Origin of the sequence: Micromonospora sp. LOL_013 (genome assembly GCF_048060315.1) — a bacterium.
Classification (GTDB): domain Bacteria; phylum Actinomycetota; class Actinomycetes; order Mycobacteriales; family Micromonosporaceae; genus Micromonospora_E.
In genome coordinates, this window is sequence record NZ_JBHMIQ010000002.1 from 179,132 (window position 1) to 199,411 (window position 20,280).

The 20,280-nt window shown below is 72.3% G+C and carries 17 protein-coding genes; 10 read left to right on the forward strand and 7 right to left on the reverse strand.

What is annotated here, in order from left to right; genetic code table 11:
• Window positions 1–14 precede the first annotated feature (14 nt).
• The gene (locus tag ACFHWS_RS02680) at window positions 15–1,784 is read right to left on the reverse strand and encodes a DEDD exonuclease domain-containing protein (protein WP_416551807.1); all 1,770 of its coding nucleotides are present in this window, start codon (window positions 1,782–1,784) and stop codon (window positions 15–17) included.
• A 177-nt stretch (window positions 1,785–1,961) separates the two neighbouring features.
• Here ACFHWS_RS02680 and ACFHWS_RS02685 point away from each other — a divergent pair, with 177 nt between their 5' ends.
• The 4 genes from ACFHWS_RS02685 to ACFHWS_RS02700 all read left to right on the forward strand — a co-directional run bounded on the left by ACFHWS_RS02685 (window position 1,962) and on the right by ACFHWS_RS02700 (window position 6,222).
• Window positions 1,962–3,356 (forward strand): NYN domain-containing protein, encoded by a 1,395-nt coding sequence (locus ACFHWS_RS02685; protein WP_416551545.1) that lies wholly within the window; start codon window positions 1,962–1,964, stop codon window positions 3,354–3,356.
• 143 nt (window positions 3,357–3,499) lie between these two features.
• A complete protein-coding gene (locus ACFHWS_RS02690) occupies window positions 3,500–3,733 on the forward strand; it encodes a hypothetical protein (RefSeq protein ID WP_416551547.1) in 234 nt (77 codons plus the stop codon).
• A gap of 108 nt (window positions 3,734–3,841) precedes the next feature.
• Complete coding sequence (locus ACFHWS_RS02695; protein ID WP_416551549.1) at window positions 3,842–5,101, forward strand: M48 family metallopeptidase; 1,260 nt, start codon at window positions 3,842–3,844, stop codon at window positions 5,099–5,101.
• Window positions 5,098–6,222 carry a glycosyltransferase family 4 protein gene (locus ACFHWS_RS02700; protein WP_416551551.1) on the forward strand — a complete coding sequence of 375 codons (1,125 nt, stop codon included), beginning with the start codon at window positions 5,098–5,100 and terminating at the stop codon, window positions 6,220–6,222. The genes ACFHWS_RS02695 and ACFHWS_RS02700 overlap by 4 nt, the downstream gene beginning before the upstream one ends.
• Before the next feature lie 99 nt (window positions 6,223–6,321).
• Here the strand turns inward: ACFHWS_RS02700 and ACFHWS_RS02705 are convergent, their stop codons facing one another.
• The 5 genes from ACFHWS_RS02705 to ACFHWS_RS02725 form a co-directional block, all read right to left on the reverse strand.
• On the reverse strand, window positions 6,322–8,103 hold the full coding sequence (locus ACFHWS_RS02705) for a putative bifunctional diguanylate cyclase/phosphodiesterase (RefSeq protein ID WP_416551553.1): 1,782 nt from the start codon (window positions 8,101–8,103) through the stop codon (window positions 6,322–6,324).
• Window positions 8,096–8,905 carry an SAM-dependent methyltransferase gene (locus ACFHWS_RS02710; RefSeq protein WP_416551555.1) on the reverse strand — a complete coding sequence of 270 codons (810 nt, stop codon included), beginning with the start codon at window positions 8,903–8,905 and terminating at the stop codon, window positions 8,096–8,098. The genes ACFHWS_RS02705 and ACFHWS_RS02710 overlap by 8 nt, the downstream gene beginning before the upstream one ends.
• Window positions 8,906–9,083: 178 nt before the next feature.
• A complete protein-coding gene (locus tag ACFHWS_RS02715; protein WP_123602728.1) occupies window positions 9,084–9,752 on the reverse strand; it encodes a response regulator transcription factor in 669 nt (222 codons plus the stop codon).
• A gap of 7 nt (window positions 9,753–9,759) precedes the next feature.
• Window positions 9,760–11,400 (reverse strand): GAF domain-containing sensor histidine kinase, encoded by a 1,641-nt coding sequence (locus ACFHWS_RS02720; protein ID WP_416551808.1) that lies wholly within the window; start codon window positions 11,398–11,400, stop codon window positions 9,760–9,762.
• A 71-nt stretch (window positions 11,401–11,471) separates the two neighbouring features.
• Window positions 11,472–13,268, reverse strand: coding sequence for an AMP-dependent synthetase/ligase (locus tag ACFHWS_RS02725; RefSeq protein ID WP_416551558.1), 1,797 nt, complete (start codon window positions 13,266–13,268; stop codon window positions 11,472–11,474).
• Between the two features lie 172 nt (window positions 13,269–13,440).
• Between ACFHWS_RS02725 and ACFHWS_RS02730 the strand changes: the two genes are divergently transcribed.
• The 6 genes from ACFHWS_RS02730 to ACFHWS_RS02755 all read left to right on the forward strand — a co-directional run bounded on the left by ACFHWS_RS02730 (window position 13,441) and on the right by ACFHWS_RS02755 (window position 18,844).
• On the forward strand, window positions 13,441–13,902 hold the full coding sequence (locus ACFHWS_RS02730) for an SRPBCC family protein (RefSeq protein WP_416551560.1): 462 nt from the start codon (window positions 13,441–13,443) through the stop codon (window positions 13,900–13,902).
• A gap of 13 nt (window positions 13,903–13,915) precedes the next feature.
• Window positions 13,916–14,623, forward strand: coding sequence for a hypothetical protein (locus tag ACFHWS_RS02735; RefSeq protein ID WP_416551562.1), 708 nt, complete (start codon window positions 13,916–13,918; stop codon window positions 14,621–14,623).
• Window positions 14,624–14,729: 106 nt separating this feature from the next.
• Window positions 14,730–15,677, forward strand: coding sequence for an ROK family glucokinase (locus tag ACFHWS_RS02740; protein ID WP_416551564.1), 948 nt, complete (start codon window positions 14,730–14,732; stop codon window positions 15,675–15,677).
• Window positions 15,678–15,730: 53 nt separating this feature from the next.
• Complete coding sequence (locus ACFHWS_RS02745; RefSeq protein WP_416567553.1) at window positions 15,731–16,588, forward strand: endonuclease/exonuclease/phosphatase family protein; 858 nt, start codon at window positions 15,731–15,733, stop codon at window positions 16,586–16,588.
• A gap of 37 nt (window positions 16,589–16,625) precedes the next feature.
• Window positions 16,626–18,029 (forward strand): flavin-containing monooxygenase, encoded by a 1,404-nt coding sequence (locus ACFHWS_RS02750; protein ID WP_416551568.1) that lies wholly within the window; start codon window positions 16,626–16,628, stop codon window positions 18,027–18,029.
• Complete coding sequence (locus ACFHWS_RS02755) at window positions 18,026–18,844, forward strand: alpha/beta hydrolase (RefSeq protein WP_416551570.1); 819 nt, start codon at window positions 18,026–18,028, stop codon at window positions 18,842–18,844. The genes ACFHWS_RS02750 and ACFHWS_RS02755 overlap by 4 nt, the downstream gene beginning before the upstream one ends.
• Window positions 18,845–18,867: 23 nt before the next feature.
• On the opposite strand, the gene ACFHWS_RS02760 is transcribed toward ACFHWS_RS02755, so the two are convergent.
• Entirely contained in the window at window positions 18,868–20,280 is a 1,413-nt protein-coding gene (locus tag ACFHWS_RS02760) for an alpha,alpha-trehalose-phosphate synthase (UDP-forming) (protein WP_416551572.1), read from the reverse strand.

The following is a 20,280-nucleotide window of genomic DNA, read 5'->3' on the forward strand; positions in this document are numbered from 1 at the left end:
CGTAGTACGATCGGCTACTTGCGGGTGATCGATCGGTCGAGTCTTTGGTCCGCTTCGTTGACGCCGGCCGTCGTCCGGGCGGCTTCCTCGGCCTTGACCAGCAAATGGTGGAATCGGCCGGCGCCGCGCAGCGGCGAGGACCAGTCCCCGCTCACCCTGACCAGTCGGGTCTGGTCCGGCTCCAACCAGGACAAAATCCGCTCGCTCTCGGCCGCGCTCGCCCGGGGCACCGGACCGTGCCCGGCCGGCACCGTCTCGGCGGTGGCGCACAGTAGCTCGATGGCGGCCCGAGGGTGCTGCCGTGGGGGCGACACGCCAGCGGCGGCGAGCCGACCGTGCCGGACGATCGCCAGCTCCCAGCCACCGTGCCCGGCCCGTCGTGCCGCGACCAGCTCGGTGATGCGGGTCAGCGCGGTCAACCGCTGCATCCGGACGGTCGCCCGCAGGAATGCGGCCAACCGGCCCCGGACCACCGCCGCCTCCTCGAACCGCTGCCCGGCGGCGAGCCGGTCGATCCGGGCGAGCAACGTGTCGACCAGTGGCTGCGGGTCGGTTTCGAGGGCCGTACGCAGCGGGGTGACGGCCAGTTCGGCGTACTGCAGCGGGTCGATCCGGTGCTCGCACGGTGCCGGACAACGACCCAGCTCGGCCAGCGCGCAGGCCGGGGTCCGGGTCCGGGTGGACAACCGGTGGGTGCACTGACGCAGCGGCAGCGCGTCGTGGATGCCGGCGGCGGCCAGCTCGGCCGCCCGGCGGGAGGCGAACGGCCCGAGCACGGTGGTGTCGGCCGGTGAGATCGCCCGGACGGTGGACAGCCGTGGATAGACCTCGTCGGTGACCTTCAACCAGACCACCCGCTCCGGGAACTTCGACCTGCGGTTGTACGGCGGCGCGTGGGCGGCGATCAGCCGCAGCTCACGTACCTCGGCCTCCAGCCGGTGGGCGCATTCGACCGCGTCGACCCGCACGGCTGCGGCCAGCATCTCGGACATCCGCGCCCGCCGCTCGGCGGCGGTGAAGTAGCTGCGTACCCGGGTCGCGACGTCGCCCGAGGTGCCGACGTACAGTGGCCGGTCGTCGGCCGCCCGGAAGATGTACACCCCGGGGGAGCGGGGCAACCCATCGGCGAGGTGCCGCTTGCGTCGCTGGACGTCGCTGACCGCCCGGCTGAATTCGACCGCGTCGCCGATGCTCGTCACCTGGTGCCCGCCGAGCCGGGCGATCAGCCCGTGCAGCACGTCCACGGTCGCCTGGGCGTCGGCCAGGGCCCGGTGGGTGGGACGCCGAGGGGTGCGGAAGTAGCCGGCGAGAGTGCCGAGCTTGCGGTTGGGCACCTCGTCGCGGGTCAGCACCCGGCGGGCGAGGGCTGCGGTGTCCAGCACCGTCGGCGCCGGCCAGGAATAGCCGTGCCGGGCGCACGCTGCCTTGAGAAAACCCACGTCGTACGGCGCGTTGTGCGCCACCAGCACCGCGCCGCCGAGAAACTCCAGCAGGCTGGGCAGCACCTGCTCGATCGGCGGCGCGGGAACGAGCATCGCCTCGGTGATGCCGGTGAGCACGGTGATGAACGGCGGCACCGGCCGGCCCGGGTTGACCAGCGTGGCGAAGACGCCGAGCTCCTCGCCGCCGCGCACCTTGACCGCGCCGATCTCGGTGATGCCGCCGCCGTCCGGCGCGCCGCCGGTGGTCTCCAGATCCAGCACGACGAAGGTGGTCTCCCGCAGCGACCGGTCCGTGCCGGTCGACAGCGACTGGTCCGGCCCGGCTGACAGCAGCGAGTCGATCGAGCCCTGGGTGTAGGCCGGTCGAGGTGCGGGGTCAGGCGGTGCCACGGCGCAGACGATAGGACGTGGGTACGACACAGCCGTCTCATGGGTGCCATCGGTAACGATCCGATCGACTCTACGAGATCATTCTTCCTGTCGGGCACGCGGCGGCCACCCGGTGGGAGACTGGGGTGCATGGCCGCACCGGATCCGACCGACGCTCGTCCCGAGGGGGCGGCGCCGACGACCGGCGCCCTGCCCCTGTCCGCCGACCAGCCGGCCGGTGGTCCACCCGCCGAGCCGGTGCTGCCGGAGCCGGTGCGGTCGCGCATCGTCGTGCTCGCCGCCGCCGCGCTGCCCGAGATCCCGACCGACGAGATGCCACCCCAGCTGCGCAAGGTCGCCAAGTTCGCGCCGAACCGGCGGGCCCGCTACGGCGGTGCGGCCATCGCGGCAGCGCTCACCAACGATCCGTCGTTGCGGCAGCGGGTGGCTGCCCGCGCGCTGACCGAGGCCGGTGAGCTGGGCACGGCGGTCAGCGAAGGGGTCTCGCCCGCGGCGGCGGACCCGGTCGAGGTCGCCGCCCTGGCGTACCTGATGCGGCCGGCGGGCTGGCGTGAGCTGGTCGACGCCGCCGGTGCGGCGGTCCGGGCCGAGGCCGACCGCGCCGCCGTCGCCGAGCTGATCCGTGATGCCGAGGCCCGCGCCAATCGGGCCGAACATGACCGCACCGTCGCCCGGGTCGAGGTGGAGAAGCTCCGCGACGAGCTGGCCCGGGTACGCGAGGAGCTGGGCCAGCTCCGCGAGGAGTCCCGGCAGCTGTCCCGCACGCTGCGTGAGGCGCAGGCGCAGCAACGGCGGGCCAACGAACTGCTCGCCACCGAACGCGGCCGCGCCGCGCGGGCCGCCGCCGACCACGACGCGGAGCTGCGGCGGCTGCGCGCCAGGCTCGCCGACGCGGAGCTGACCGCCGGCGCCGCCCGGCAGTCGGCGAAGGAGGCCCGGGCGGTCGACGACGCCCGGCTGTGGCTGCTGCTGGAGACGATCGGGCAGGCAGCCCAGGGGCTGCGGCGGGAGCTTGCCCTGGACCCGGCCGACCGGTTGCCGGCCGACTACGTCGCCGACGCGTTCACCGACCGGCCGGCGGCGGCGACGTCAACCCGGGCCCGCGACACCGACGACCCGGTCCGGCTGGACGACCTGCTCGCCCTGCCCCGGGCCCACCTCGTCGTCGACGGCTACAACGTGACCAAGCGGGGCTTCGGTGAGATGCCGCTGGAGCAGCAACGTAAGCGGTTGATCACCGGGCTCGGTGGGATCGCCGCGCAGACCGGGGACGAGGTGACCGTGGTCTTCGACGGCGCCGAGCGGATGCACGGGTTGCCGCCGGCCCCACGCGGCGTACGGGTGCTGTTCTCCCGCAAAGGGGAAACGGCCGATGAACTCATCCGTCGGCTGGTCCGGGCCGAGCCGTCCGGCCGGGTGATCGTGGTGGTCTCCTCCGACCGGGAGGTGGCCGACGGGGTCCGGCGGCACGGCGCGTACCCGATGGGCGCTGATTCGCTGCTGCGTCGACTGGCCCGGTCCTGAGCTGACACCCGGTCGCGCGGAACTGTCGTACCTGATGCCTATCGTCGATGTCACTGGCGGTGGTCGGTCGGCGATGCTGCGTCGTACGGGGGCCGGTCACCGCCGGCCACTGTCCGATCGCACCGTCACGTGAGGAGACGACCATGCTGATCGACTGTGACACCTGCGCCGTCGAGCGCGGCCCGAGTTGCCGGGGTTGCCTGGTCAGTGCCCTGATCGACAGCCCGGACGCGGTGACCAACCTGGACGCCGGCGAGCGGTACGCGATCGAGGTCTTCGCGCGCGCCGGGTTCGACGTCGAGGTGCTCGGCGGGTCGACGGCCGCGCCGCGTGGCCGCCGGCAGCGCCGGCCCCGGTCCCGAAGACAGGTCGCCTGAGCGATCGACCGGTCCACCTGACAGGATCCGGTCTGTCGCCCGAGCGCGGACCGGGACCGCGCCGGCACACCTAGGATGGTCGGGCGACCGGCCGGCGGAAGGAGCCCGATGACGCCTCGCGCATGGGCGTTGGTCACCTTCGTCGTCCTGGTGGTGGCGGTCGTCGTCGCGGCGGCAGTGCTGGTGCCGTGGCAGCGGCCGCCGGTGCCCCGCGCCGACCAGCTCGCCGCCCTGCGTGAGCTGCCCGTCGACCAGGTCGAACGGGGGCGGGCCCTGCGGGCGGCGTTGCGCCCGGGTCGCTACGGCGCGATGCTGGCCGGCCTGCTCGTGGCGCTGCTGCTCGGGTTCACCCCGGTCGGTGCCCGGCTGGTGGAGGTCGCCGGCCGGCCGTTCGGCGGTCACTGGGCCGCCCAGGCGTTGCTCGGCGGGCTGCTCGTGGTGTTCCTGGCCGACCTGCTGACCCTGCCGTTCGCCGCCTGGCGGCACCGGATCCTGACCGAGCACGGGCTGGCCACGCAGGGCTGGGCCGGCTGGGGGCTGGACCTGGTCCGGTCGTACGCGGTCGGCGCGGTCATCGCGACGGTGGCCCTGCTCGGCTTCTACACCGTCGTTCGGCTTGCCCCCCGCTGGTGGTGGGCGCTGGCCGCGGCCGGTGCGGCCGCCCTGGTGGTGCTGCTGTCGTTCGTTCTGCCGGTACTGGTCGAGCCGGTCTTCAACAAGTTCACCCCGATGCCGGACGGTCCGGTGCGCACGCAGCTGCTGGAGCTGGCCGAGCGCGACGGCGTCCCGGTGCGGGACGTGCTGGTCGCCGACGCGTCCCGGCGTACCCGCGCGGTCAACGCCTACGTGTCCGGGTTCGGCCCCACCCGGCGGATCGTCGTCTACGACAACCTGCTGCTCGAGGCGCCTCCGGCGGAGCTGGCCGCCGTGGTCGCCCACGAGCTGGGCCACGCCCGCGCGCGGGACGTGCTGACCGGTACCGGGTTGGGCGCACTCGGTGCGGCCGCGGCCGTCATCGGGCTGTACCTGCTCGGCAGCTGGCGGCCGGTGCTGCGGGCGGCCGGCGTCGCCGACATCGCTGAGCCGCGGTCGATCGCCCTGCTGCTGGCCGTGGTCACGCTGGTCGGCCTGGTGGCGACACCGGCGCAGGCGCTGGTGTCGCGCCGGATCGAGGCCCGCGCCGACGAGCACGCGCTGGCGCTGCACGGTGACCCGGCGGCGTACGCGGCGGTGCACCGCCGGCTGTCCGCGATCAATCTCGCCGATCCGGACCCGCCCCGCTGGGAGTACCTCTACTCCGCCACGCACCCGTCGACCGTGGAACGGATCGCGGCGGCCCGAAGGTACGCCGACCAGGCGGGCCGATGATCCGCACCCTGCTGGTCACCAACGACTTCCCGCCGCGGCCCGGCGGCATCCAGTCGTTCGTGCACAATCTGGCGTTGCGGCAGCCCGCACAGACCATCGTGGTCTACGCGTCGAGCTACGACGGTGCCGAGCGGTTCGACGCCGAACAGCCGTTCGAGGTGATCCGTAACCCGACCGGCATGCTGCTGCCCACGCCGGCGGTGGCCCGGCAGACCGCCGCCCTGGCGCGGGCCCGGGGCTGCGACACCGTCTGGTTCGGGGCGGCCGCGCCGCTCGGCCTGCTCGCCGACGGTCTGCGCCGGCGGGTCGAGATCAGCCGGACGGTGGCCCTGACTCATGGGCACGAGGTGGGGTGGGCCGCGCTGCCCGGCGCGAGGTCGATGCTGCGTCGGATCGCCAGCGCCGCCGACGTGGTGACCTACCTGGGGGAGTACACCCGGGTCCGGCTGGACCGCGCGATCGGCGGGCTGACCGAGCTGCGTCGGCTCGCCCCGGGGGTGGACACCGATGCCTACCATCCGGGCGTCGACGGCGGCGAGGTGCGCCGCCGGCACCGGTTGTCGGACCGGCCAGTGGTGGTCTGTGTGTCCCGGCTGGTGCCGCGCAAGGGTCAGGACACGCTGATCCGGGCCTGGCCGCTGGTTCGGCGTCGGGTGCCGGGCGCCGCGTTGCTGATCGTCGGCGGCGGCCCGGACCGCCGCCGGTTGCAACGACTCGCCCGGCGCGCCGGGGTGGCCGACGACGTCACCTTCACCGGGGCAGTGCCCTGGGCGGAACTGCCGGCGCACTACGCCGCCGGGGACGTGTACGCGATGCCCTGCCGCACCCGTCGCGGCGGGCTCGACGTGGAAGGCCTGGGCATCGTTTACCTGGAAGGATCGGCGACCGGGCTGCCGGTGGTGGCCGGGGATTCCGGCGGCGCGCCGGATGCGGTCCGCGACGGCGAGACCGGGTACGTCGTGAACGGTCGAGACCCGAGCCAGCTGGCTGACCGGCTGGCGGGCCTGCTGGCCGACCGGGAGCTGGCTCGGCGGATGGGGGCCGCCGGTCGGACCTGGGTGGAGCGTGAGTGGCGGTGGGACACCCAGGCGCAGCGGCTGGCGTCGCTGCTGGCCGGCTGAGCGGCCTGGCCCCGGTGGCCTGAATCCGGCGCTGACCTCGGGGCGGCCTGACCCCTCAGCGGCGTCGCCTGGCCCTGCGGTGGGCGGCTGCTTGCGGCGTCAGCCGAGTCGTTCGGTGATCCCGTCGGCTGGTCCGGGCCGGCCGAAATGCCAGCCCTGGGCGGCGTCGCAGCCGATTGCCCGGAGCCGCTCGGCCTGCCCGGCGGTCTCCACTCCTTCGGCGGTGACCGTCAGCCGCAGCGTGTGGGCCAGCGTCACCAGGGTGAGCAGGATGCTCTCGTCGGTCCGGTCGGTGCCAGCCGGGGCACGGAGCCCTTCGACGAACTTCCCGGCCAGCTTCAGCTCCTGCACCGGCAGCGAGCGAAGGTAGGACAGGTTGGAGTAGCCCGTCCCGAAGTCGTCGATGGCGATCCGTACGCCCAGGTCGGCCAGCTCTCGCAGGGTGCGGACCGGTCCGTCAGCGGTGCTCATCAGGGCGCTCTCGGTGATCTCCAGCTGCAGCCGGTCGGCTGGTAGCCGGGTGTCGGCGAGCACCTCGGTCACGTACCGCACCAAACCGGGGTCGTTGACCTGCCGGACAGCCAGGTTGACACTGACGAACGGGGCGTTCGCGCTGCGGTCCAGCCAGCGCCGGGCCTCCCGGCAGGCTTCCGCCAGCACCCACGATCCGAGCCGGACGATCAGCCCGGAGTCCTCGGCGAGGGAGATGAACCGGTCCGGCCCGAGTACCCCCATCGTCGGGTGCCGCCAGCGGACCAGCGCCTCGACGCCGAGCAGCGCGCCGCCGGCGAGCGCGACCAGCGGCTGGTAGTCCAGGTAGAACTCGCCCCGGTCGAGAGCGGCGGGCATCGCCGCCGACAGCGCGTACCGGGCCAACTGGTGGTCGTTGCGCACCGGATCGAACAGTGCCCACCGGCCCTTTCCCGCCGATTTCGCCCAGTGCAGGGTGACGTCGGCGGCCCGCATCACCTCGCTCGGAGTGGTGCCTGCGACCAGGCGTTCCACGATGCCGATGCTGGCGGTCACGGTCAGTTCGTGGCCGTCGACGACGACCGGTTCGCCGATCGCGGCGAGCGCGGCTTCGGCGACCTTGAGCACGTCGTCGGTGCAGGTGGTGTCGGCGACCAGGATGACGAACTCGTCGCCACCGATGCGGGCCACCAGGTGTTCGCCGACGCCCCGGCGCAGCCGCTCGGCGACGGAGACCAGCAGCAGGTCCCCGATGTGGTGACCGAGGGTGTCGTTGACGATCTTGAAACCGTCGAGGTCGACGAAGCAGACGCCGAGTCGGCGTCCGTCCCTGCCGGTACGCCCGGTCCTGCTGAACACGTCGTCCAGCCGCTGGGTGAACAAGCTCCGGTTGGGCAGGTCGGTGAGCGGGTCGTGGGTGGCCCGGTGCCGGTACCGGGCCTCGCTCTCGCGCAGCGCGATCTCGGCCTGCTCCCGGGCGACCAACGCCGCGCGGCGGATGGTTTCCTGCTCGTCCAGGGTGCGGTCGCGCAGCGCCCGGGTGTAGCCGGTGGCGATACCGCCGAGCAGCCGTGCCATCCGGTCCGGCAGGTCCGGGTCGTCGATGTCCAGGTCCCGCAGTAGTCGCAGGTCGAGTACCTCTATGGTGCGGCCGAGCCCTTCCGCCGAGGCGATGTGCGCGGCGACCAGGTCCGACCCGATCTGGTAGCCGACCCGAATGGTGAACGGCTCGGCGCGCAGCGCTGTGACGAGCCGTACGGTCAGGTCGCCGAGAAACGCCTCCAACTGCTCCTGGGTCAGCGGCAGGTAGCTGGTCCCGGTTACCGCCTTGGCCCAGGCCCGGGCGACGGCGGCGACGCCCGGTGGCCGGCCACCGGGCGGATCGGCGTCCGGCTCGGACTGCTCAGCCACCGAGTCGGCCTACCCCGCCCATGAAGACGGCACGCTCGGCGTCCTCGGCCGCCTCGGGCGACTCTGGGCGCCACTGCGGCACCCAGACCACGCCCGGCGGTAGCAGGTCGAACCCGTCGAAGAACCTGGTCAGCGCGGCCCGGGACCGGACGTTGAGCGGGTTGTCGGTGCGCCGGTAGATCTGGTCCGCCTCGCGGCGTTCCTCGTCGCTGCGACCGTCGTCGCTGGCCTGGGACAGGACCAGATGGCTGCCGGGCGTGAGGGCGGCGCGCAGTTCGGCCAGGATCCCGGTGGGGTCGTCGGAGTCCGGCACGAAATGCAGGACCGCGACGATCAGCACCGCGACCGGCTGGTCGAAGTCGAGTAGCTTGCGCACCTGAGGATCGTGCAGGATCCGTTCCGGGTTGCGCAGGTCCTCCTGCAGGATCGTAGTCCGGTCGTTGCCGGCGAGGATCTCCCGGCTGTGTGCGACGGCGATCGGATCGACGTCCACGTAGGCGACCTTCGATTCCGGTGCCAGCCGTTGAGCGATCTCGTGCACGTTGCCTACAGTGGGGATCCCGGAGCCGATGTCAAGGAACTGCCGGATTCCCGACTCGACGAGGAATTGCACAACGCGGCGCATGAAGGCCCGGTTCGCCTGGGCCATCAACGGGGCGTCGGGAACGGCCGTGATCATCGCCTGGGCGGCGGCCCGATCGACGGCGAAGTTGTGTGAGCCGCCGAGGTAGTAGTCGTACATCCGGGCGACGCTCGGCCGCTCGACGTCGATGCTCTCCGGTGCCCAGTGCGGCCGATCCATTTTCGCCCCTTTTGTCCCTGTCTGGCCGTTTGCTGGCTTGGCTGGTGGCGCTAGCCATTGTGCCCGCTGCGTGCCCGGGCATCCAGAGCGTCCGAACCGGGAGGTCCCGCCGCACCGAGCACAGTCGCCACGGGTCGACGTGGGCCGGCCCGCCCGCCGCCGGCACCACGCGACCAGGTCAGAACTTCGGAGCGTCCGGCGCCTCCAACAGACCGAGCCGCAGCGCCGTCATCAGCGCCTGGGCCCGGTTCGCCGCGCCGAGCTTCTCGTACAACTTGGAGATGTGCGTCTTCGCCGTCGACTCGCTGACGAACAACTGCTTGGCGATCCCGGCCACGCTCATCCCGTCGGCGAGCAGGCGCAGCACCTGGCCCTCCCGGGGGGAAAGTTGCGGTCCGGACGGCGCGAGCCGGCGTTTCATCGCCTCGGCCAGGTCAGCCGCAGTGAACGCGCTCGGCGAGGAGGCCGCGTGCCGGGCCGCCGCGACCACCTCGTCCGCCGGTGCGGTCTTCGGCACGAACGCGCTGGCCCCGGCCTCGAGCGCGCCGAACAGTTGGTCGTCGCCGGCGTACATGGTCAACACCACGATGCCCATCGTGGAGCTGGACTTGCGCAGCGCCCGGGTCGCTTCGAGGCCGCTGCCGTCCGGCAGCCGCAGGTCCATGATCACAACATCTGGTTGCAGGGCGCCCGCCTGGCGTACACCCTCGGCCGCCGTTGCGGCCTCACCGACGACCTCGAACTGGCGGTCGCGCTCGAAAGCGTGCCGCAGGCCCTTCCGGATGAGGTCGTGATCATCGACAAGTAGGACCTTGGTCCGGGTGGTCGGTGTGGGGCTGGTGGTCATGCTGTGGCTACTCCCCTTCTGGTGCTGTCACGCTATCGCGCACGCTATCGCGCCGGGGCGAGGTTCCGAGCACCACTGCCACGGTCGTTCCGCTCGGGTGCCGTGGCCTGATCTCCAACCGGCCCCGGATACGTTCCGCTCTCTCTGCCATGATTGCAAGACCGTACCGCCCGTCCGGCCGTTGGTCGGCGATCCCCTGACCGTCATCCGACACTTCTATTTGCGCGTACGGCGGGTCGATGTCGCACGTGACCCACAGATTCGCGGCACCGGCATGCTTGCGCGCATTGGTAATCGCCTCCTGTGCGATGCGCAGCAGTTCCGCCTCGGTGGCCGCCGGCAGCCGGGCCCCGGACTCGTCCAGCGACAGGTGCACCCGCAACCGGCCGGACGATCCGACGGTACGGGCGTACTCGGCAATCGCGGCTGCCAGCCCGCCGTGCCGGTCAACCTCACTGCGCAGCTCGAACAGGCTCAGCCGCAGCTCGGTGATCACCCGGGTGACCTCGCCGCGCAGCGTCCGCAGGTCCTCGGCGGTCTCGTCACTGCCCTCCGGCAGGGTGGCCAGGGCGTTGTCGATGCCGTAGCCGACCATCACCAACTCCTGGGCCACCCCGTCGTGAATCTCCCGGGCCAGCCGTTGCCGTTCCTCGTTGGTGGCCAGCGACCGGACCTCGTCGAACAGCAGCGCGGCCTCCAGCCGAAGCGCCGCCGGGCGGGTCAACGCGGTGATCCGGCCGACCACCGGCGGCGGGTAGGCGTTGGCGCTGTCCGTCTCCAAAATCACCAGACCGACCGTGCGCACCCCGGCGACCAGCGGTACCACCAGCGCCGACACGTCACCACCGGGATGCGACCGGGCCTGCGAGCGGGCCGCGGTCTGCGGCAGTTGGCTGGCCCAGGCGTCGGCGATGGCCGAATCGGCGTCCAGGGTCGTCTCCCAGTCGACCCGATCCAGACCGGCCTGGGCGAGCACCACCAGCCGCCCCCCACCGCTGCCGGAGAGCACCGCGGTGCGACCGGTCGGCGCCACCGCCCGCAGCTCCTCGATTAGGTGCTCGGAGATGCTGCCGGGGTCGAGCGTGGCACCGGGCAGCTGCCGTGCGACGCTGCGCAGCTGGGTGAGCAGCCGGGTGGCCTCCGCGTACGGGGCCGGCTTGCTCTCCCCACGGGCCTGCATCACCTGCTGCAGCGTGCCGGCGGCCAGGATGCCGAGGCTGGCCAGGATCAGCCACTGCGTGCAGACCGCGACGTAGCCGAGCTGGGCCAGCTGCGGTCGGCCGTCGATCGTGGTGAACAACCCGCTGAGGGCCAGGGTGAGCGCGGTGACGCCGAGCAGCGCGGTCGCCTCACGGGTCCGCCGTTGCAGCACCGCCACCGTCAACGGCACTGACAGGTACGGCAGCATCGCCGACGCGCCCAGCCCGGCGCCGATGGAGCCGCGCAGGTTGGCGGCGGCGGCAACCTCGCTCGTGGCCAGGCCGACGATGACGACCTCGGCGAGGCGGCCGAGCATGGCGATGACCGGTTGACGGGGGACGAGCACCGCTGGGGCGCCGGCGACCGCCAGCAGCGCCACCCAGCGCAGTTCGCCGAGGTCCCGGGTGGTGATCAGGGTCAGCACCGCGACGAGCGCGAGCATGACCAGGCGCGCCACCGCGGCGAGTGGATGCGGACGGGGCGCGTCGGATGTCGGTGCGGACACGTGACGGATGGTAGTCAGCCCCCGTAGATTTCGGCGATCTCGGCTTCGTAGTTGGCGTGCACCACCGCCCGTTTCACCTTCAGCGACGGGGTCAACTCGCCGCTCGCCTCGGTGAAGTCGCGGGCCAGCACCCGGAACCGCCGGATTGATTCAGCGGCCGAGACGGCGCGGTTCGCCTCGTCCACGGCCTGCTGAAGTTCGGCCAGCAGCGTCGGATCGTCGCGCAGATCGGCGACTGTGCGACCGGCCGGGTGACCGTTGCGTTCCAGCCAGCCCGGCCAGGCGTCCTCGTCAACGGTGAGCAGCGCGGCGATGAACGGCCGTCGGTCGCCGACCACCACGCACTGGCTGACCAGCGGGTGGGCGCGCAACTGGTCCTCCAGCACGGTGGGTGCGACGTTCTTGCCGCCGGCGGTGACGATCAGCTCCTTCTTCCGACCGGTGATGGTCAGGAATCCGTCGTCGTCGAGCTGGCCGAGGTCGCCACTGCGGAACCAGCCGTCGTCGGTGAGCACCTCATCGGTCTGCTGCCGGTTGTTCCAGTACCCCCGGAACACCAGGTCGCCGCTGATCAGCACCTCGCCGTCGTCGGCGATCCGGACGCTGACGCCGGGCAACGGCCGGCCGACGGTGCCGATCCGGATCGCGTGCTGCAGGTTGACCGACACCGCCGGGGAGGTCTCGGTCAGCCCGTACCCCTCGTAGACGGTCACCCCGACGCCGCGGAAGAAGTGCGCCAACCGGGCGCCCAGCGGGGCGCCGCCGGAGATCGCGGTGCGGCACCGGCCGCCGAGCGCGGCCCGCAGCTTCCGGTAGACCAGCCGGTCGAACACCGCGTGCCGGACGCGTAGCCCGAGCCCTGGCCCGCCGGGGGTGTCCAGAGCCTCGCTGTAGGCGACGGCCACATGGTCGGCCCGGTCGAAGATGGCACCCTTGCCGCCGTCGTAGGCGCGCTGCCGGGCCGCGTTGTAGACCTTCTCGAAGACCCGGGGTACGGACAACACGAAGGACGGGCGGACGCTGGCCAGGTCGTCGACCAGGTTCTTCGGGTCGGCCGCGTGGGTCATCGTGGCCCGGGCGTGCACCGCGCCGATCTGGATCAGCCGGGCGAAGGAGTGGGCCAGGGGCAGGAACAACAGGGTCGCCGCGCCCTCGTGGAACAGGTTCGGCAGACCGGGGATCGCGTTGGCGATGTCGGCGTACATGTTCCGGTGGCTGAGCACACAGCCCTTCGGCCGTCCGGTGGTTCCACTGGTGTAGATGATCGTGGCGATGTCGTTCGAGGTCAGCTGCTGGCGGCGGTGTTGCACCTGGGCGGCGTCGACGGTCCCGCCCCGGGCCAGGATCTCGTCGAGACCGCCGGTTTCCAGCTGCCACACCTCGCGTAGCGCGGGCAACCGGTCGCGGACCGAGGCCAGGGTGATCGCGTGCCCGTTGGTCTCCAGCACGCAGGCGACCGCCCCGGAGTCGGCCAGGATCCAGCTGACCTGCTCGGCGCTGGACGTCTCGTACACCGGCACGGTCACCGCGCCGATTGACCAGATCGCGTAGTCGAGCAGCGTCCACTCGTACCGAGTCCGGCTCATCAGACCGACCCGGTCTCCGGCGTTGATTCCCGCGCCGATCAGGCCGCAGGCGACCGCCACCACCTCGTCGCGGAACTCCCGGCAGGTCACCTCCTGCAGCCCGTCCGGTCCGGGCCGGGTGAACTGGACCGCGTCCGGTGCGGTCTCGGCGTTGTCCCAGACCGGATCGGTCAGGTTGGCGGCATCACCGACCGTGACGACCGGTGGTACGGAGAACTCGCGCACCTGCACTCCTTGTGCTCGTGGGCTGAGGCGGACCGGACCGGCGGTGCACGTCCGGCTACCCGCAACCTACCGGGCGACCGATGACCTGCGCGGTCAGCCCGCTGCCGGCGGCGGCCGGACGGTTGTCGGCCACTGGCTTGATCTTGGCCCGGCACCGGGTAGCCTGCCCCACATGGCGGAGTCCTCCACCAAGTCGATTGTCGTCGCCGCGCCCGCGTTCCGGGTGACGGCGGTGATCTGCGACTTCGTGCGCTACCCCGAGTGGACCGAGGCGCTGGACCGAGTCGAGGTGCGCCAGGAGTACGAGGATGGACACGCCCGTGAGGTCCGCTTCGTGCTTGACGCCGGAGTGCTCGCAGACGACTACACGTTGATTTACGAGTACTCCGAGGACCTGTCCCGGATCGAGTGGCGGCTGGCTGAGCCGTCCCGGATGCAGCGCCGGCAGGACGGTGCGTACGACATCGAGGACAACGGGGATGGAACCACCACGGTGACCTACACGCTGGAGGTGGAGCTCTCTGTCGGGATGCTCGGGATGTTCCGCCGCAAGGCCGAAAAAATGATCATGGATGCTGCCCTGACACAGCTCAAGCACCGAGTGGAACAGTTCGGTGCGACGGAGACAGGCTAGGGGCGGGCCGACGGTGGAAACAGATCCTCGCTCCGCGCGGGCGGAAGCGGAACGGTTGGTGGCGACCGCGTTGGCGATGGCGCAGCTGGCGGCGCGCGGCCAGCGGCTCGGTGCCGGCGCCGCGGGCGGCCTCGGCCTGCTGCGTGACCTGCTGGGCGGCACCGGGCCAGTCGCCACCGGCGACCCGGCCTGCTGCGTCTGCCCGGTCTGCCGGGCCATCACGGCACTGCGTGACCCCAGCCCGGAGCTGGCCGACCGGCTGGCCGCCGGTGCCGGGGACTTCGCCGCCGGAGTCGCCAGCCTGCTGCGTGCCCTGGCCCCCGACCGTCCGGCCGACCCCGCCGGGCAATCGGAGCGTCCGGCTGACCCCACCGCGTCCCCGGAGCCGGCGGCCGGTTCGCCGGCTGCGGATCCCGCCGGCCCGCCGCCGGACCGGCACGGTCCGCCGACCGGCCGGACGACCTCGGACGACGAGGTCTGGCGCCAGACCACCTGGACCATGGATGATTCGGACTACGCGGGTGATCGGGACGTCTGGTCGGCCGCGACGAACGCCCCCGTCGACGTCGCCGGGACAGGCGCACCACCAGCCCAGGGCCGCACCGGCGGTCCGGCGGTGACCGCTCCGGCGACACCCGGCGCGGATACCGCCGGGGCGGAGCCGGACCGGTCGGGTGCCACCTCGCCGGACCATGGCCGGCCGGGACCTGATCCGGCCTGATCCGGCACCGTCCGGCCGGACGACTGCCCCGGCGGTGGACAGCCGCCGGACCGGACCCGGTGCGGACACCGGCGCGCGAAGAGCACAGCAGAGGGGAGCGGCAGCGGTGACGCTGACCATCGGAGTCGACATCGGTGGCACCAAGGTCGCTGGCGGGGTCGTCGATCCGGACGGAAAGGTCCTGGCCCGGACTCGGCACGAAACGCCAGCCGACGACGTGGCCATGACCCGGGACGTGATCATCGAGGTGGTGCTCGAGCTGGCGGCGAACCACCCGGTCGGCGCGGTCGGTATCGGGGCTGCCGGATGGATCGACGCACGTCGTTCAACTGTGCTGTTCGCCCCGAACCTCGCCTGGCGGGACGAACCGCTGCGGGAGTACGTGAGCGCGGCGGTCGACCTGCCGGTGATCGTCGAGAACGATGCAAACGTCGCGGCCTGGGCAGAGTTTCGGCACGGCGCCGGCCGGGACGCCGCCGACTCGATGGTCATGTTCACCGTGGGCACCGGCATCGGCGGCGGCATCGTGTACGGCGGCGAACTCGTCCGCGGTGCGCACGGCATCGCCGCGGAACTCGGCCACATGCTGGCGGTCCCGGACGGACATCAGTGCGGCTGCGGCCGGCAGGGCTGTATCGAGCAGTACGCCAGCGGCAATGCCCTGGTCCGGTTCGCCCGTGCCGGCGCCCGGCAGGAACCGGACCGGGCGACCAAACTGCTCGCCCTGGCCGGCGGCGACGCCGAGGCGGTCACCGGGCCGATGGTCACCACCGCGGCCCGCTCTGGTGACCCGGTCTCCTGCGAGGCGTTCGCACAGATCGGGCGTTGGCTCGGCATCGGCTTGGCCGACCTGGCGCAGATTCTCGATCCCGAGGTGATGGTGATCGGCGGCGGCGTGGTCGACGCGGGTGAGCTGCTGCTCGGCCCCGCTCAACGGGCGTACACCGACGCGCTGGCCCAGCGGGTCCGCATCCCGGTGGCCGAGGTGCGGCCGGCCGAACTGGGCAACGCCGCCGGTGTGGTCGGTGCGGCCGACCTCGCCCGGCGGATCTGAGCCGGCCTGCCCGCCGGATTCCGGCCCCTTCACATCGTGCCGAGGAGGAGACTGTGACGGCTGACCAGACGACCGCGCCGCAGCGGCCCGGTGTGCGGCTGCGGGTGCTCACGTACAACATCCACGGCCAGCGTGACGATCGGGCCGCGCTGGCCGAGGTGGTCCGCCAGATCGCACCGGATGTGGCGATCCTGCAGGAGGCACCGCGTCGGTGGCGGTGGCGGACCAGGTCGGCCGCGCTGGCGAACGCGTTCGAGATGGTCGTCGGATCCGGTGGGCCACCGCCGTTGGGCAACCTGGTGCTGACCACGCTGCGAGTACGGGTGGGGAGCACCTGGTCGGTCCGGTTCCCGCTGACGCCCGGCCGGCACCTGCGCGGCGCGGTGTTCGCCCGCTGCGCGGTCGGCTCGGCCCGCTTCGTGGTGGTCGGATCGCATCTGTCCACTGATCCGACGGAGCGACCGGCGCAGGCCCGGCTGCTGCGCCAGGCCTGCGCCGACGTCGACGGGCCGGTGATCCTTGGCCTGGACGTCAACGACCCGCCGGCGGACCCCGACGACCTGTCGTCGCCCGGCACCGCCGCCCGGCCCGGCACCGCCGCCCGGCCCGGCACCGCCGCCCGGCTCGGCACCGCCGCCCCGCCGCCGGACGACACCGGTGCGGCGTGGCGGTTGGCCGCCGCCGGGTTCACCGACGCCGCTGCCGCCGCCGGTGCGGGCCGGGCCGGCACGTTCCCGGGCCGCGACCCGCGCCGCCGGATCGACGCAATCTTCGTCGATCCGCGCATCGAGGTGGCCGGCTGCCGGGTGGTGGACACTGCAGCGGCGCGGCGGGCGAGTGACCATCTTCCGGTCGTTGCCGATCTGGTGCTCACCGAACCGGCACCAGGACTGGACAAGCGGGGCGGCTAGCCGGCACGATTTCGCAGCCGTACGAAGGAGATTGCCGGTGTCTACTTCCGCTGACTACGACAGCCCTGCCACCGGTGACGACCGGTGGCGGGACGACCGCCCGATCTCCGAACAGGGTGAGAATGTCTGCGTCATCGGTGCCGGTGCGAGCGGGTTGTGCGCGGTCAAGAACCTGCGCGAACAGGGGTTCGGGGTCGACTGTTACGAACGGGAGACGGGCGTCGGCGGTGCCTGGAACTGGCGCCACGACCGCAGCCCGGTCTACGCCAGCACCCATCTGATCTCGTCGAAGCCGTTCAGCCAGTACCCTGACTTCCCGCTGCCGGACAGTTGGCCCGACTACCCGCACCACAGCCAGCTGCTGGCCTATCTGGAACGCTACGCCGACCATTTCGATCTGCGCCAGCACATCTGGTTCGGCACCGAGGTGGTACGGGTCGAACCGGCGCCGGGGGACCGGTGGGACGTGACGACCCGCAGCGCCGGCGGCAACGGTGCCCGACGCACCCAGCGCTACGCCGCCGTGGTCGTCGCCAACGGACACAACTGGGCACCCCGGCTGCCCGCCTACGAAGGACTGTCCGATTTCACCGGCCAGGTGATCCATGCGTCGGCCTACCACGACGCGACCCAGCTGCGCGGCCGGCGGGTACTGGTGGTGGGCGGCGGCAACACCGGCTGCGACATCGCCGTCGAGGCCGGGCAACAGGCGGCCCGCTGCTGGCACTCCACCCGTCGCGGCTACTGGTACACCCCGAAGTACCTGTTCGGCCGGCCGAGTGACCAGGTCAACGCGGGGCTGCTCGCCCGGCGTCTGCCGCGCTGGCTGCGCCAGGTAGTTTTCCACCGGCTGCTCCGGTTGGTAGTCGGAGACCAGACCCGGTTTGGGCTACCGGCTCCGGAGCACCGGGTGTTCGACGCCCATCCGGTGGTCAACAGCCAACTCGTCCTGCACATCGGGCACGGTACGGTCCGCCCGGTGCCCGACGTGGCCAGGTTCCGCCGGCACACCGTGGAGCTCGCCGACGGCACCGAGGTGGATCCCGACCTCGTCGTACTCGCCACCGGTTACCAGCCCCAGTTCGATTTTCTCGACCCGCAGGTGCTCGGCGTCGACGCGGACGGACGGCCCCGCCTGCACCTGCACGCCTTCGCCCCGGGACACCCGACGCTGTCGGTGATCGGGCTGGTGCAGGCGGAGTTCGGGGTCTTCCCGCTGGTCCACTGGCAGAGCGTCATGGTCGCCCGGTGGCTGCGCGCCCGGTCGGCGGATCCGGCGGTCACCGGTGCCCTGGCCGGCCGGATCGAGGCCGGCGCGGGACGGCCCTGGCACGACGCCAAGGCGACCGTCCCGGCCCGGCGCTGGTTCGAGGTCAGCCACGTCACCTACCTGCGCGCGCTGCAGGAGACCCTGGACAGTCTGGAGGTGGCGGCCCGATGAGCCGTACCCTTGCGGCCCCCCGCATCGTCCGTACCCGGGAATGGGCCAGACCGGTCCCGGCGGTGCGCCGCGAGGTGCTGCACGCCGACGTGTCGCGCGACGAGGGCCGGCCGCCGCTGCTGTTCGTGCCCGGGTTCGGGCACGGCGCGTGGGTGTTTGCCGAGCACTGGCTGGAGCGGGCCGCCGAGCGCGGGTTCCCGGCGTACGCGGTCAGTCTGCGCGGGCACGGGGACAGCGGCGCGGCGCCGCGGGCCGACCTGCGGGCGTACGTGCACGACGTGGTGCAGGCCGCAGCCGGCCTGCCCCGGCAAGCGGTGCTGATCGGGCACGGCGCCGGGGCGTTGGTGGTCGGTCACGCATTGGCCCGCTATCCGGCGCGGGCCGCGGTGCTGGCCGCCCCCGTGCTCGGTGGCTGGCCGCTGCTCGGCGCGGCGCTGCGGCGCAATCCGTTCGGCACCCTGCCGGCCGTCTTCGGCGGGGCGTTGCGGCTGCGCGCCGGTCAACTGTTCAGCCGGGAGCTACCAGAGGCCGTCGCACTGTCCTACATGGAGCGGTTGGGGCGCGCGTCGGCCCGGGCCCAGTGGCAGCTGCTGGTCCGCCAGCGGGTCGAGCCGCCGGTCGGTGATCCACCGGTGCTGGTCCTCGGCAGCCCCGACGACCGGGTGGTGCCGGCTGCGGTGCTGGACCGCGCGGCCCGGCGGTACGGGGGCGCTCCATTGCTGTTCCCAGGGATGGGCCACGATCTGATGCTCGACGCCCGCTGGACGGAGCCGGTCGACGCGATCCTCGACTGGCTGGACAAGGGCGCCGGCTGACCGCTGGCGATCGGCCGGTGGGATCAGGCGGTGAGTCGGGCGGCCAGGGAACCGGTGCGGTCCAGCGCGGTGAGGTAGCCGTGCACCCAGGCTCGGATGTCGTGGGTGCGCAGATACTCGCGCATGGAGCGCATCCGGTCCGCCACGTCGGTCGGTGATGCCTCCAGCGCGTGCATCAGCGTCAATTTGAGTCCGTCGAGATCGTGCGGGTTGACCAGGTACGCCTGCTGGAACTCGGCGGCGGCACCGGCGAACTCGCTGAGCAGCAGCGCACCGTCGTCGTCGACCCGGGCGGCGACGTACTCCTTGGCGACCAGGTTCATCCCGTCCCGCAGCGGGGTGACCGCCATCATGTCGGCGATCCGGTACAGTGCCGCCAGGTCGGCCCGGCTGAACGACTGGTTGAGGTAGTGGATCGCCGGTTCGCCGACCCGGCCGAACTCGCCGTTGATCCGTCCGACCTCGCGTTCCACCCGGTCGCGCAGGATGCGGTACTGCTCGACCCGTTCCCGACTGGGCACCGCGACCTGAACCATCACCGTGTCGCGGACCTTGATGTGCCCGTCGGCGATCAGTTCGCTGTACGCCTTGAGCCGTTGCTCGATGCCCTTGGTGTAGTCCATCCGGTCCACACTGAGGATGACATGCTGCGGGTCCCCGAGGTCGGACCGCAGCTGACGGGCCCGTTCCAGCACATCCGGCCGGCCGGCGAGGGACTCCATCTCGGACATGTTGATCGACACCGGGAAGGCGCCGATGCGCACCACCCGGTCGTCGATAGCGATTCGCCGGTCGGTGGCCGGCACCTTGAGCACTTTCGTCGCCAGCTGGGCGAAGTTGTGCGCGGCCTGGGCGCGTTGGAACCCCACCAGGTCGGCGCCGAGCATGCCGAGCATCAGCTCGGCCCGGCGTGGCAGCTGCATGAACAGCTCCGGCGGCGGGAACGGAACGTGCAGGAAGAACCCGATCAGCAGGTCGGGCCGCAGCGCCCGGAGCATCCCGGGCACCAACTGCAGGTGGTAGTCCTGCACCCAGACCAGCGCACCAGGCTCGGCGGCGGCCGCCGCCGCCTTGGCGAAGCGCTGGTTCACCCGCTGGTACGCCTCCCACCATCTGCGGTGGTACGCGGGTTGCTCCACCGAGTCGTGGTACAGCGGCCAGAGCGTAGCGTTGGCGAATCCCTCGTAGTGGTCTCTGATGTCCTCCTGAGACAGAGCGACGGTGTGCATCCGTACGCCGTCGATGTCGGGCAGGCTCGGTGCCGGGCCGGTGCCACCGGCCCAGCCGACCCAGGTGGCCGGGGTGTGCTGCAGGATCGGGTGCAGGGCGCTGACCAGACCACCGGGGCTGCGACGCCATTCGCACGCGCCGTCGCGCGCGACGCTGTCATCCACCGGCAGCCGGTTCGCCACCACGACGAGAGAACTCTGACGCAT

Bases quoted from the DNA above. Each gene is read 5' to 3' on its own strand.
- ACFHWS_RS02685 (WP_416551545.1), top strand. From the start codon at position 1,962: ATGGCCGCACCGGATCCGACCGACGCTCGTCCCGAGGGGGCGGCGCCG.
- ACFHWS_RS02690 (WP_416551547.1), top strand. From the start codon at position 3,500: ATGCTGATCGACTGTGACACCTGCGCCGTCGAGCGCGGCCCGAGTTGC.
- ACFHWS_RS02695 (WP_416551549.1), top strand. From the start codon at position 3,842: ATGACGCCTCGCGCATGGGCGTTGGTCACCTTCGTCGTCCTGGTGGTG.
- ACFHWS_RS02700 (WP_416551551.1), top strand. From the start codon at position 5,098: ATGATCCGCACCCTGCTGGTCACCAACGACTTCCCGCCGCGGCCCGGC.
- ACFHWS_RS02710 (WP_416551555.1), bottom strand. From the start codon at position 8,905: ATGGATCGGCCGCACTGGGCACCGGAGAGCATCGACGTCGAGCGGCCG.
- ACFHWS_RS02715 (WP_123602728.1), bottom strand. From the start codon at position 9,752: ATGACCACCAGCCCCACACCGACCACCCGGACCAAGGTCCTACTTGTC.
- ACFHWS_RS02730 (WP_416551560.1), top strand. From the start codon at position 13,441: ATGGCGGAGTCCTCCACCAAGTCGATTGTCGTCGCCGCGCCCGCGTTC.
- ACFHWS_RS02755 (WP_416551570.1), top strand. From the start codon at position 18,026: ATGAGCCGTACCCTTGCGGCCCCCCGCATCGTCCGTACCCGGGAATGG.
- ACFHWS_RS02760 (WP_416551572.1), bottom strand. From the start codon at position 20,280: ATGCGTCAGAGTTCTCTCGTCGTGGTGGCGAACCGGCTGCCGGTGGAT.